Source organism: Streptomyces sp. NPDC040405 (assembly GCF_055595765.1).
Genome location: NZ_JBVIVI010000027.1, coordinates 23707 through 37004 on the forward strand (window position 1 = coordinate 23707; position 13298 = coordinate 37004).

Here is a 13298-nt window from a genome sequence, read left to right on the forward strand (position 1 = left end):
CCTTCGGCGTTTCGGTGCTTGGCCCTCTACTGAGTGCGCTTCCAGAGCGTCACCTGGGCGCTGAAGCTGGGGATGTTGTAGTCCTTCTCGGGCGGGGTGACGGCGGTGATCTTCATCATCGCGAGATTGCCGCGGGAGGTGACCAGGCACACCCGGTCGCCCTTGGCGATGAGCTGCTCCTCCCCGAGTTCATCCGCGCCCAGGGTGGTGGGCAGCGGGTCCGTCGTCACCGCCTCCTCGCACTCCTTCGGGGTGGTGCCGGGGCTCTTGGCCATCACCTCGTTGGCCCTGAGGTCGGTGTCCCGCATGGTGAAGTCCTGCGTGCCGGAGGCGATGGCTCCGGTGGGGTCCACCTTGGGCTGGTCGAGGTCGAAATCGGTGGTCGGGCCGAAGGTGTCGGGCGCCCGCAGCTGCAGCGTCTTGTTCTGGTAGATCGGGGTGTAGACGGTCCTGGCGGAGCCGGTGCCCGAGGAGTCCACGGCGTCCGGGTGTCCCGAGGCGCCCGCGGAGGCCGACTCCTTCGGCCGGGGGTTCTTCTCGGACGCGGAGTGCTGCGGCTGGGCCGAGTGCTTGCCGTCGGCCTTGTCCCGGTCCCCGCCCTCGGCGCCGTCCCCCTGGGTGAGCGTCCACGCCGCCACCGCGACCATGACCAGCGCCAGCGCGCCGCCGCCGACCGCCAGCATCCGGCCACGGCCGCGCCGGGCGGGGGCGGGTGACGGTGCCGTGGCGGACGGGTGCCCGGGGTACCCGCCCGTGGGCGGCTGGGCGGCGGCCTGCGTCGGTGCGGACGCGAGGGGGTGGGGAGGGGGCGTGGGCCCCGTCGAGGGCGCCTGCGTCGGCTGGTACGCGGGCGGCTGGTACGCGGGCGGCGGGGGCGCCTGAGTCGGCGCCTGCGTGGGGGTCTGTGTGGGGGTGTGCGTCGGGGTCTGCGTGGGGGCGTGGGCGGGCATCGGCGGCTGCGCGGGGCCCGGCGGCTGCTGGGCCATCCGCTCCCGCCGCTCGATCTCCGCCGTGAGCGGCGCGGGCAGCCACTCGGCGAAGTCGCGCAGCTCACGGCCCGCGGCCTGGCGGCACAGCTCGGTCAGCTCGGCGGGCGTGGGCCTCTGCTCCGGGTCCGCCGCCAGGCAGCGCTCCAGCAGCGGCCGCAGCTCGTCCGGATAGCCGCTCAGGTCCGGCGGCTGCTGGGCGGTGTTGGCGATCTGCGCGGCGATCGAGATACCGGCGCCGTCCCCGTACGGGTGGCGGCCCGTGGTCACGACCGCGGCGATCAGGCCGAGCGCGAAGATGTCGGTGGCCGCGGTGACCGGCTTGCCGAAGGCGTGCTCCGGCGACATGTACTGCGGTGTGCCGATGAATCCGCCGCTGCGGGTGAGCTGGGTGGCGTCGGCGGCCCGGGCGATGCCGAAGTCGATCACGAACGGGCCGTTCGAACTCAGCAGGATGTTGCTGGGCTTGAGGTCCCGGTGGATGACGGACGCGGCGTGCACCGCGTGCAGCGCCTGCGCCGTGCAGCCGATGAGCTGGAACGCCGCGGGCATCGGCAGCGGGCCGTAACGGCCGAGCGCGTCGTCGAGCGCCAGGCCGGGGACGTAGGCGGAGGCCAGCCAGGGCAGTTCACCGCTGGTGTCATGGTCGACGACCGGCACGATGTGGTAGCCCTGCACCCGGCGGGCGGCGGTGACCTCCTGCTCGAAGCGGCGGCGGAAGTCATGGTTCTGCGCGAACTCGCGCCGGATGACCTTCAGCGCGACCGGCTGGTTGCCGCGCGTACGGGACAGGTACACCGAGCCCATGCCGCCCTCGCCGACCCTGGCGAGCAGCTGATACCCGGCGACTTCCCGCGGATCGCCCGGCCCCAGTGGGCTCAGCACGTCGTGGTCGGCATTCGTCATGGTTCCCCCGAAGATCGCGTAACCCGGAGATCGTACCGATGCCGTGTACATGACCGCGCGGCGCTACCCCCGGGGGGAACTCGGGCCGATGCGGCACCACCCGCCGCCTCCGGCGGATTTCATGCGCGCCGGGGGCGTTCTTCACCCGCTCGGCCGCCCCACCATGAGCTTATCGGGCATATCGGGATGTACCGCCCTACGGTGGTGAGTCAGTGAGCGCTTCGCGCAGAAGGGCCCAGGACCCGCCGTCGCGTCCCGAGGAGCCGGCATGCCCCGCTTCAGCATCGTCATCGCCGCCTACCGCGTGCAGGGCTTTCTGCAGTCCTGCCTGGACTCCGCGCTGACCCAGTCGTTCCGCGACCTGGAGGTGGTGGCCGTCGACGACTGCTCGCCGGACCACTGCGGTGCCATCATCGACGCTTGCGCGGCCCGCGACAGCCGGGTGGTGCCCGTGCACCAGCCGGTCAACTCCGGCCCCGGCCGGGCCCGTAACGCCGGTGTCGAACGGGCCACCGGCGACTATCTGCTGTTCCTCGACGGGGACGACACCCTCGCGCCCGGCACCCTGGAGGGCCTCGCCGAACGGCTCGCCCTCAACGAGGACCCGGACATCCTCTACTTCAACCATGTGCGCACCTACTGGTCGGGGCGCGCGGCACCCAGCGTCTTCGGGGAGCTGCTGAACTCCGCGGGCACCGAGGTGTTCTCCGTCCTGGAGCGCCCCGAATTCCTGCGCATCTTCGCGATGTCGTCCAATCGGGTCTACCGCCGCGCCTTCTACACCGGCCATGGCTTCGCGTTCAGTGAGGGAATCTACGAGGACGCGCTGCTGTCGTATCTGACGATGCTGACGGCCCGGCGCATCGCCTGCGTGGACCTGGTCGGACTGGAATACCGCCAGCGCCGGGTCGGCGCCAGCACGGGAAGCCCCGGCGAGAAACACTTCGTCATATTCGACCAGTACGCCCGGCTCTTCGCCTTCCTCGACGAACATCCGCATCTGAACCCGCTGCGGTGTCTGCTCTTCGAGCGGGCCGTCTCCCATTTCCTGTTCTGCCTCGACCGCCGTTCCCGGGTGGCGACGGCCGACCGGCCCCGCTTCTTCCGCCGGGCCGCCGCCTGGTACCGGGCCCACGTCCCGGACGGATTCACCCCGCCCGCCGGAGCCGAGTGGCGCTTCGCGGCGCTGGCCCGCGGCTCGTTCGCCCGCTACCGGGAGCACGAGATGGCGACGCGGGCCGTGTCCGGGGCCCGCAAGGCCAAGCGGATCGCCCGGGCGGCGCTGGCCGTACGGGGCAAACGGGTCCTGTACCGGGCCCACCGGCAGCGCCCGGCCGACCCGAACCTGGCCGTCTACAGCGCGTACTGGGGCCGCGGAGTGCTGTGCAACCCGGCCGCGATCTACTACAAGGCCCGGGAACTGGCACCGCACATCCGGGGGGTGTGGGTGGTCAAGAAGTCGGAGATCGACTCGCTCCCGGAGGACGTCGACTACGTCGTCACGGGAACCCGGGACTTCTACCGGACGGTGGCCCGCGCCGGTTATCTCATCAACAACGTCAATTTCCCCAACGACGTCGTCAAGCGGCCCGGGACCGTGCATCTGCAGACCTTCCATGGCACACCGCTCAAATGCATGGGCCTGGACCAGCAGGGCTATCCCGCCGCGGCGGCGGGAATGAGCTTCGGGAATCTCCTCAAGCGCATCGACCGCTGGGACTTCGCCCTCTCCTCGAATCCGCATTCCAGCGAGGTGTGGGAGCGGGTCTATCCCGCCTCCTACCGGCTGCTGGAATGCGGATATCCGCGCAACGACGTGCTGGTCTCGGCCTCCGCGGACGACGTGCGGCGCGCCCGCGCCGGGCTCGGCGTCCCCGACGGCCACACCACCGTCCTCTACACGCCCACGATCCGCGACTACCAGAAGGGGTTCGTCCCCCGGCTGGATCTGGAGCAGGTCAGCCGCGCCCTGGGCCCCCATACGACCCTTCTGGTGCGGGCGCACTACTCGTACCGGCCGTCGGCGGCGCTGCGCGAACTGGACGAGGCGGGGCTGGTGCGGGACGTGTCGCACCATCCGCGGGTGGAAGAGCTGTGCCTGGCCGCCGACGCCCTGATCACCGACTATTCGTCGATCATGTTCGACTACGCCCTGCTCGACCGGCCCATCGTGATCTACGCGGACGACTGGGACACCTACCGGGCCTCGCGCGGCGTCTACTTCGACCTGCTGTCGGGCCGCCCGGGCGACACCCCGGGCCCGGTGGCCCGCACCCTGGACGAGCTGATCGCCGTCTTCCGCGACGGCCGGTGGTGCGACGCCGAGGCGGCCGCGCTGCGCGCCGCCTTCCGGGCCCGCTTCTGCCCGTACGACGACGGGCGTGCGGCGGAGCGCGTCGTACGGACCCTCATGCTGGGCGAGGACGTCACGGCGCGGCCGGTGGAGCGGGGGCGGCCGGAGAGCCGTACGGTGCCGTCGCCGCCGGTGACGCCGCCCGGGCACGGCGGCACCCTGCCCCCGCACACCGTGCAGCCCACCCGCGCCGTCCCGGACCGTAACGACCGCGACTGATCCCGTCGCTCATCGAGGCCGCCCAACGGCCCCTCATCGAGGCCGTCCCACGAGCCCGGAGGCCGCCATGCCCGCAGCGTCCCCCCTGCGTGTCAGCGTGATCATTCCCGCCTACAACGCCATGCCGGAGCTGACCCGGTCCGTCACCTCCGCGATGGACCAGACCCTCGGCCCGGACCGGATCGAGATCATCGCGGTGGACGACGGCTCGACCGACGGCACCGGCGAGGAGCTGGACCGGCTGGCCGCCGACTGCCCCGCGCTGCACGTCGTCCACCAGGCGAACTCCGGCTGTGCGGGCAGCCCCCGCAACACCGGGCTGGACCGCGCGCGGGGCGACTACGTGTTCTTCCTCGACTCCGACGACTACCTGGGGCCGGACGCGCTGCGCCGCATGGTCGCCATGGCCGACGAGAACGGCACCGACATCGTGGTCGGCAGGATCGCGTCGGTGGGCGGGCGCGCCGTGCCCCGGGCCGTCTTCTCGCACAACCAGCCGCGCACCGACATCTTCTCCTCCCACGCCTATCTCACCCTGGGCCCCTGGAAGCTCTTCCGGCGCTCGCTCATCGAGCGGCTGAAGCTGCGCTTCCCGCCGTACCGCAACTGCGAGGACAAGCCGTTCACCGCGGCCGCCTACCTGGGCGCCGCCGGGATATCCGTGGTCGCCGACTACGACTGCTACTACGTCCGCTACCGGGAGAACCGCAGCAACCTCACCCTCACGGCCTCCGGCCTCGCCCACCGCATGGACGGCATCCGGCTGTGCTTCGAGACCGTGGCCCGCCACCTCGAACCGGGCCCCCGCCGGGACCAGATCATGCGCCGTCACGTCGAGTGGGAGCTGTGCGGTCCGCTGCGGGGGCTGCTGCCCCGGGAGAGCGAGCGGGACGCGCGGGAGCGTTTCTTCCCCGCGTTCCGGGAGCTGGCGCGGACCTGGGTGACCGACACCGTCTTCCAGCGCGTCGACGCCCCGGACCGGCTCCTGATCCATCTGCTGCGCGCCGACCGCTTCGAGGACGTCCTGGCCGTCGCGCGCGACGCCAAGGAGGACGCGGGCCGCGGCCATCAGGTCGACAAGGGCCGCGTCTACTGGCTCCACCCGTTCTTCCGCGACCACACCGCCGACGTCCCCGACGTCTGCTTCGACATCACGGACCGGCTGCCGGTCCACCACCGCCTCGACACGGCGCGCTGGCACGGCGGAGCGCTGCGGCTGACCGGCCACGCCGCCATCGAGGGCATCGACGCGATCGATCCGGGCACCGACGTCGTCCTGCGCAAGTACGAGTCCGGCCGCCCCGAGATCCGGGTGCCCACCACGCCGCACCCGGCATCCGGCTTCGCTGCCGACATCGACCCGGCCACCGCCGACGGCGGCGCACCGCTGGAACGCGGCCTGTGGAACATCTACCTGGACGTCCGGGCGCAGGGCGTCAGCCGCGTCGTGCGGTTCGGCAGCAGCCGCGAGGACGCGGCGTCCACCCCGCCGGACCGGCGCGCCATGACGACCCCGGGCGGCGAAACCGTGGTGGTGGTCCCGTACTTCACCCCGTACGGCAATCTCTCGCTCGACGTCGGCGAGGTCGCCCACGCCCCCTCCCATGAGGCCCGCGAGGCCCGTGAGGCCCCGTGCCAGGTGACCCGGACCGCCTGGCACGGCCCCAGGAAGCGCGTCCTGATCGTCGGCGGGCGGCTGACCGGCGGCGTCGCCCAGGCGGGGGCGGGGCTGCGGCTGCGCGCCGAGAACGGGGCGGGCGCGGTGCGCGAGGTCGCGGCGCGGTGTGACGTCACGGAAGGTGACGGCACGGAAGGTGACGGCACCGCCTTCACCGCCCGGCTGCCCGTCGGACGGCTGACGGCGGGCCGCTGGACGCTGACGCTGATCATGGAGGGCCACCGCGTCGTCGTGCCCTGCCTGGGCCTGCTCGCCCCGATCCGCTGGTTCCGCTTCGGCCGTCCGTACTACGCCAAATCGCTCACCCGGGGATCGGCCCCGGCCCTCGCCCTGGAGGTGGCGCCCCTCAAGGTCGCCGCGGGCGTGCGGCGGCGGCTGAGGCGGGCCCGGGGCCGTGGCGGCGGGTGAGGGGTGATCAGGTGTGGCCGCCGAGGCGGTTGCGGACGGCGGCGAGGAGGCGTACGGGGGCGACGCGCAGCTCCAGCGTCGTCTCGCCGCGTCCGGTGAGCGGCTTGGCGTAGTACGGACGGCCCCGGCGCAGCCAGCGGGTGCCGGGCAGCCGCTCGGGCGGCGGTACGGGGGCGGCGCGCGGCGGCCCTTCGCCGCGGCCGACGAGGGCGAGCGTCACCGTCCAGCGGCCGCGGCCGAGGTCGCGTACCGGCAGCCGGGCGGTGAACGCCCCCGCCGGGTGGCCCGCCGCGTACCGCACGGGGTGGTCCAGGACGCGGCCGTCGGTGTGCTCGGCGCGCAGCCGCAGCATCAGGTTCCGGGGCGGCGAGCCCGGCGGCAGCAGCCGCCCGGCGACGACCAGCGTGCCCTTGTCGGACGGATGCCACAGCGCCTCGGTCACCTCGCAGGGCGCGCCCCGCGGGGCCGGGCCGATGTCGAGGGAGAGATTGCCGTACGGGGTGGTGAAGTACGGCGTGACGCGGGCGCGCAGGCCGGGGCCCGCGGCCACCACCCGGCGCGCGGTGCCGATGTCGAGCCCCTCGTCGTGGCGGTTGCCGAACCGTATGGTGCGGCTGACGCCCTGGGCGCGTACGTCGAGGAAGACGTCCCAGACGCCGGGGCGCAGCGGGGCGCCGCCGTCGGCGGTGGCGATGTCGACGTCCGCCTCGAACTCGCCGTGCCCCGTCGAGCCGTCCGCCGCCTCGCCCTCCACCACTGTTACCGGCACGCACAGTTCGTCCGTGGCCTCGCGGCGGCGCAGCACCAGTTCGGTGTGGTCCTCGGGGCCGACGGCCAGGCCCTTGACCTGGGCCCGGCCGCGCACCCGCAGGGTGGAGCCGCCGTGCCAGGCCGCGCCGGTGAGGTGGTGGCGGACCGGCAGGCGGTCGGTGACGTCGAAGCAGTCGTCGGGGACGTCGGCCGCCGGGTCGCGGAAGAAGGGGTGCAGCCAGTACACGCGCCCCTTCTCGACCAGGCGGCCGCGGCCCGCGTCCTCCTTGGCGGTGCGGATGACGGTCAGCAGCTCGTCGAAGCGGCCGGTGCGCAGCAGGTGGACCATCAGCCGCTCGGGCGCGGTGAGGGTGCGGAAGAGCGCGTCCGAGCAGTGGTCGGTCGCCCAGCGGCGCAGCTCGGGGAAGAACCGCGTCCGCGCCTCGGACTCGTTCTCGCGGGGCAGGGCGCGCAGCGCGCCGCACAGCTCCCGGCGGATGTGGCGCCGCATCACATGGTCGCGGCGCGGTCCGGGCTGGGTGTAGCGGGCGGCGGTCTGGAACAGCAGCCGGATGGCGTCGATGCGGTCGGTGAGGCCGGTGCGGGTGGGGTTCTGCCCGGCCTCGTGGCGGGTGAGGTGGTAGCAGTCGTAGTCGGCGACGACGGAGATGCCGGAGGCGTTGAGGTAGGCGGCCGCGGTGAAGGGCTGGTCCTCGTCGGTACGGCAGTTCTCCGGGAACCGCAGATGGAACCGTTCGATGAGGGAGCGGCGGAACAGCTTCCACGGGCCGAGGGTGGAGTAGGCGTGCGAGCCGAGCACGTCGGTGCGCAGCTGGTTGTGGCGGAAGACCGCCCGGGGGACGCCGCGCCCGGTGGGGGAGGCCATCCTGCCGAGGACGATGTCGGTGCCGTTCTGGTCGGCCATGGCGACCATGCGGCGCAGCGCGTCGGGGCCCAGATGGCCGTCGGCGTCGAGGAAGAAGACGTAGTCACCGCGGGCGAGGTCGAGACCGGTGTTGCGGGGCCTGCCCGGTCCGCCGCCGGACTCCTCGTGGACGACCTTGAGCGCGGGGCAGTCGGCGGCCAGCCGGTCCAGTTCCGCGGCGGAGCCGTCGGTCGACCCGGCGTCGATCGCGATGATCTCCAGCCGGGCGATGCCTATCGTCTGGTCCATGGCGGAGGTGAGTGCGCGGGTCAGCGCGGGCATGGCGTTGCGGGCGGGGACGATCACGCTGACACGGGGGCGCGGGCCGGGGCGTGGGGTACGCGGCAACATGCGGACTCCGGTGGGTGAGGTGGGCTCAGGCGGCATCGCCGGGGGGCGCGGACGGGCGGGTGCGGTCGGGGTTGCCGCGGCTGCGGTCGTCGCCGTGGCTCCCGCGGTCGCGGTCCGAGGCCCATCTGTCGTCGGTGAGCGCCTGGGTGAGGCCGACGGCTATGACGCGCTGCGTTCCCATGATCGCTCCTGAGTCCTCGTGGCTGCTCATGGTCGGGGCCGGGGGTGAGGGACGGGTGTGGGACGTACGGCCGGCGGATGACGGACCAGCGTCCGGGTCGCCCCGGTACGACGTACGCCACGCCGGACCCGTTCACTTCGCGGGCGGCCGTGACCGTGGGAACTCCGGACACCGAGACGATTCATGGCGCGTGCCCTTCGCGGCGGATGCGTCGTCCTGACTGCACCCTAGGCGACTCGCCGTATATGCGCCTTTTGTCGCAATCGAAGGAGTACGCGGATGTGGATCTCCACCCGCCCCGTTGACCCCGCGCACGCGCACCGGCTCAACTTCCCGTAAGCGGTCGGCTATACGGGAGCGGGGACATGGGCGAGGTTCTTGTGGGTGGGGGCGGGGATCCCTGGGAGGGTGTGGACGCGGGGGCCTTGGCGGAGGCCGCTCGGGGGCAGGGGGAGCGGGCGGTGGCCGGGGTGGGGGACATGGGGGCTTATCTGGATGCCCAGGTGGCCGACGTCTCGCATCGGGAGGTCATCGGGCCGCTGCTGGACGGCGGGGGCGCGAGCGGGGTGGTCGTCCGGCGCGGGGCGGTGATCGCGTCCTGGGGGGATCCGGGGCGGGTGGAGATGGCGTACAGCGCGACGAAGAGCGTGCTGGCGCTGGTGGCGGGCATCGCCCATGACGACGGGGCGTTGGTCCTCGACGAGCCGGTTTCCGCGCGGGTCGGGCTGCCGCAGTTCGACGGGGCGCATGGGCGGGCGATCACCTGGCGGCAGCTGCTGGACCAGACGAGCCAGTGGGAGGGCGAGCTGTGGGGCAAGCCGGTGTCGGTGGACGCGCAGAGCACGCGGGAGGGCACCGAGTCGGCCGGTGGGCCGCCCGGTGAGGGGTGGGCGTACAACGATGTCCGGGTGAACCTGGCCGCCCTGGCGCTGACGGTCCTGTTCCGCCGCGCGCTGCCGGACGTGCTGCGGGAGCGCGTCATGGCGCCGGTCGGGGCGTCGTCGTCCTGGTCCTGGCACGGTTACGCCCACTCCGCCGTGGACCTCGACGGCACCCGGGTGCCGGTGGTCTCCGGGGGCGCCCACTGGGGCGGGGGACTGTGGATCAGCGCGCTCGACCTGGCCCGCGTCGGGCAGCTGTGCCTGCGCGGCGGCCGCTGGGGGCGCACCCGGGTCGTCTCCGCCCGCTGGATCGAGCAGCTGTGGACGCCCTGCCCGGTCAAGCCCGACTACGGGCTGTCGTGGTGGCTGAACGACCACCGCACGGTGTGGCCGACCGCCCCGGCCACCGGGCGGTGTGCGCGCGGCAACGGCGGCGGCCATCTGCTGTGGGTCGACCCGGCGCGCGATCTGGTCATCAGCTCCCGCTGGGGCGCCGAGGTGGAGACGCTGCTCGCCGCGGTGTCGCGGGCGGTCGAGCCGGGTCCGGTCAGCGCACCGTCGTGGTGACCGGCCGGGGGAAGGTGCGGCGGGCGAGGGTCGCGGCGGCGGTCAGCCGGGTGAGGGCGGGGCGCAGGGTGCGGGGGCGGTAGGGGGCGTTCCAGGCAAAGGGGAAGGACGCCTTGTCGGGGGTGAGCAGGTTCGTCGTCTCGTCGCAGGCCAGGATCGCGATCAGCCAGCGGCGTACGGCCCGGTGGAAGGCGGGGACCAGGGGGCGGGGGGCCAGGAGCCAGTCGCGGGACTGGGGGCTGACCGCCTGCCGGTAGGTGGTCTCGTCGTAGCGCTGCCAGGGGGACTCGGGGGTGATCGGGTGCAGGCCGTAGTCCATGGCGGTGAGGGGGGCCAGGGCGGTGCGCAGGGTCTCGTGGTCGGCGCTGGGGAGGAGTTCGCAGATGATCCAGGGCCGGTGGCGGCGGATGGTGGCGAGGGCGCCGGTGAGGACGTCCGCCTCGTAGGTCTCGACGTCGACCTTGATGAGGTACGGGGTGAGGCCGCGGTCCTCGGTGAAGGCGTCCACCGTCGTGACCGGGACGGTCACCGATTCGGTGTGCTTGCGGTGGGAGGGGTTGAGGGAGTTCGAGGACTCCGACTTGTGGGAGAAGTACAGCTCGGCGGTGCCGGGTTCGGAGGACAGGGCGGTCTGCTGCACCTCGTAGTCCAGGGCGTTGCAGTGGCGGATGCGGCGGCAGAGGGCGGCGGTCTGCGGGGTGGGTTCGAAGGCGATGGTGTGCGGCCCGCCGCTTCCGTAGACCGCGTCGATCAGGGCCGAGTACAGCCCGATGTGCGCGCCGATGTCGTACACCGCGCTGCCCGCCGGGGCCTGTCCGGCGAGGGCCAGCAGGGTGGCCTGGGTGGTGGGTTCGTAGCCCGCCAGGCCGGAGCGGCGCAACTGCCGCTGGACCGCGGTCTGTTTGCGGCTGAGCACATTGAGCGCGCGGGGGTACGGGCCCCTGGTGGCCAGGACGTCCGGGTTCAGCGGGAGGGTGATGGCGAGGGGCATGACTGCCGCGGCTCCTGTCGGGTGACCGCCCGCTCCAGCGGGCTGGGGACGGGGAAGTAGGCGTCGAGGAAGGGCCGGAGCAGGGCCAGCTGACCGGCCAGGTCGTGCTCGGAGGAGACCGTGTCGTTGAGGCAGAACGCCTGGCAGTGGCGCGACCGCAGCAGCCGCGCCAGCCGGGCGTGGATGGTGGGCCGGGCGAGGTCGACGTAGTCGTAGCGCAGCTGGGCCGGGATCGCACGGCCGGTGAGGAACGCGTAGTAGTGGTGCAGCGAGGACGGCAGGGAGATGTCCGAGGCGGACCGCACCCGGTTGGCCGTGGTGGCGCGGATCGGGCCGGGGAACTCCCGCTCGATCTCGGCGAGGACGCTGGTGCGCACGGCGTGCGGGGTGTGCTTCATCTTCTGCGTGACGGTCGCGCCGAACCGGCCCTCCAGCAGCCGCCGGTTGTTCTTTCCGGCCGCCGATACGGGGACCTCCAGGCCGTCGGCGGGGGCCAGCGGGATCAGCGCGCGGGAGGGGAAGAACTTGGTGACGCCGTTGGCGAGGAAGAAGTCCTGCGGGGCGACGGGCGAGCCGAGGAAGACGTCGTCGTTGAAGTAGAGGAAGTGTTCGGCGAGGCCCTTGATGTGGTGCAGCCGGGTCTCGATGGCGTGCGAGTTGAAGGTGGGCAGCACGCTCGGGTCGTCGAAGATCTCCTGGTGGTCGACGACGGTGATGCCGGGGTGGTCGAGCGCGAGCCAGGGCGGCACCTGGCGGTCCGTCACGATGTAGATGTGGCGCACCCAGGGGGCGTACAGGTGGAGCGAGCGCAGCGAGTAGCGCAGCTCGTCGCGGTTGGCGTAGCGGGCGGCGTTGGCGGCCTGCTCGTGGTAGCCCGCGGTCTCCTCCTCGCCGGTCGCGGCGGCGCGCCCCCGCTGCCACTGCGGATCCGAGCCGTCGACCCAGGTGTAGACGACGTCGACGGGGAAGCGGACCTCGTCCGGCAGCCGGGTGGTGAACTCGGGGCGGGTACGGACGAGGGGGCCCGGGGACCAGCCCTCGGCCGGGGCGAGCCGGGTGAACATCCGGTCCGGCGCGCGTACGGCGTCGCCCGTGAGCGGTACGGCGGCGGTGGTGCGGTTGGGGCGGGGAGCGTGGAGGTGGGGAGCGCCGCCGGTGTCCGCCGGGCCCGGGCCGTCCGCCGGGCCGCGCTCCCAGAACTCGATGTCGCAGCCGTGCGACGAGCCCAGGACGAGATCCCCGCCCGGGGTGGTGTGGAAGCGGGTGAAGCGGACGACCGGCTCGGCGGCCAGCGGTCGCCAGGCCCGGGCCGCTCCGCCGGGGCGCAGCGGGGCCGGTCCGCCCTTCCGGCGCGGGGGCGGCGAGACGTAGCCCGCCTCCCGTGCGCACAGCGCGCCGAGCGCGGCGACCACCGCGGCCCGCTGGTCCGCCCGTACGCCCACGGCGGAGGCGACGTTGCTGTAGCAGCGGATGACGAAGTGGTCGAGCCGCGCCAGGTCCAGCGCCTCGCACACCAGCCGCAGGTTCTCGGCGCGCGCGAACAGGGGGGTGGGCGTGGGGAGGACGGTCGCGATCCGGGTGCCGTGGTCGTCGGCGACCACTACGCGGTCCGGTGCGGACAGCAGCCCCGTACGCACCAGGCGGCCCAGCCGCCGCCGCGCCCAGCGCAGCCGTAGCGCACCGGAGGCGAGGGACAGCCGGCCCAGTCCGCGCATGGCCGCGCGGCGCACGTCGGTGCCGGTCAGGGCGATGACCGCGCGGCGGATCCGCAGCGGGACCGTACGCCGGTAGCCGCGCACCAGGGGCGGATCGGCGAGCCACGGGGGACGGGGGGCGGCGGGCGGTGCGGTGAGGGGCATCGTGCGTCCTGGGGCGGGCGGCGCGGGACGGGTGGTTCCTCACACCATCATCTGAACGCCTCCCGGATGGGGTGGCGGCATGGCGGGCCACCGCCCAAAGTGCCCCCGTTCGGCCCAGCGGGTCGCTCCGGGGACGGCCGCGGGGGGGGAGGGGGGGGGGGGGGGGGGGAGGGGGAGGGGGGGGGGGGGGGGGGGGGAAGGCTAAAGGGACAAAGAGGACAGAGGGTTGGTGGGACTGCGGAA

The 13298-nt window shown here is 73.4% G+C and carries 8 protein-coding genes; 3 read left to right on the forward strand and 5 right to left on the reverse strand.

All coding sequences use genetic code 11. The features are described 5' to 3' along the window. Positions 1-26: 26 nt before the first annotated feature. Positions 27-1892 carry a serine/threonine-protein kinase gene (locus tag ACZ59A_RS44000; protein ID WP_470971256.1) on the reverse strand — a complete coding sequence of 622 codons (1866 nt, stop codon included), beginning with the start codon at positions 1890-1892 and terminating at the stop codon, positions 27-29. A 268-nt stretch (positions 1893-2160) separates the two neighbouring features. Between ACZ59A_RS44000 and ACZ59A_RS44005 the strand changes: the two genes are divergently transcribed. Together ACZ59A_RS44005 and ACZ59A_RS44010 are read left to right on the forward strand one after the other, a co-directional pair. Then, the gene (locus ACZ59A_RS44005) at positions 2161-4464 is read left to right on the forward strand and encodes a bifunctional glycosyltransferase/CDP-glycerol:glycerophosphate glycerophosphotransferase (protein WP_470971258.1); all 2304 of its coding nucleotides are present in this window, start codon (positions 2161-2163) and stop codon (positions 4462-4464) included. A 67-nt stretch (positions 4465-4531) separates the two neighbouring features. Continuing rightward, positions 4532-6550: a glycosyltransferase family 2 protein gene (locus ACZ59A_RS44010; RefSeq protein ID WP_470971261.1), complete on the forward strand. Its 2019-nt coding sequence runs from the start codon at positions 4532-4534 to the stop codon at positions 6548-6550. A gap of 7 nt (positions 6551-6557) precedes the next feature. Here ACZ59A_RS44010 and ACZ59A_RS44015 read toward each other — a convergent pair whose 3' ends face one another. Further along, on the reverse strand, positions 6558-8576 hold the full coding sequence (locus ACZ59A_RS44015) for a glycosyltransferase (RefSeq protein WP_470971263.1): 2019 nt from the start codon (positions 8574-8576) through the stop codon (positions 6558-6560). A 25-nt stretch (positions 8577-8601) separates the two neighbouring features. Next, a complete protein-coding gene (locus ACZ59A_RS44020) occupies positions 8602-8757 on the reverse strand; it encodes a hypothetical protein (RefSeq protein WP_468055161.1) in 156 nt (51 codons plus the stop codon). Between the two features lie 365 nt (positions 8758-9122). Here ACZ59A_RS44020 and ACZ59A_RS44025 point away from each other — a divergent pair, with 365 nt between their 5' ends. Then, the gene (locus ACZ59A_RS44025; protein ID WP_470971266.1) at positions 9123-10205 is read left to right on the forward strand and encodes a serine hydrolase domain-containing protein; all 1083 of its coding nucleotides are present in this window, start codon (positions 9123-9125) and stop codon (positions 10203-10205) included. Here ACZ59A_RS44025 and ACZ59A_RS44030 read toward each other — a convergent pair. Together ACZ59A_RS44030 and ACZ59A_RS44035 are read right to left on the reverse strand one after the other, a co-directional pair. Continuing rightward, entirely contained in the window at positions 10186-11196 is a 1011-nt protein-coding gene (locus ACZ59A_RS44030) for an FkbM family methyltransferase (protein ID WP_470971269.1), read from the reverse strand. The genes ACZ59A_RS44025 and ACZ59A_RS44030 overlap by 20 nt on opposite strands. Further along, positions 11169-13055 carry a stealth family protein gene (locus ACZ59A_RS44035; protein ID WP_470971271.1) on the reverse strand — a complete coding sequence of 629 codons (1887 nt, stop codon included), beginning with the start codon at positions 13053-13055 and terminating at the stop codon, positions 11169-11171. Before ACZ59A_RS44035 ends, ACZ59A_RS44030 begins: the two co-directional genes overlap by 28 nt. Between the last annotated feature and the right edge of the window lie 243 nt (positions 13056-13298).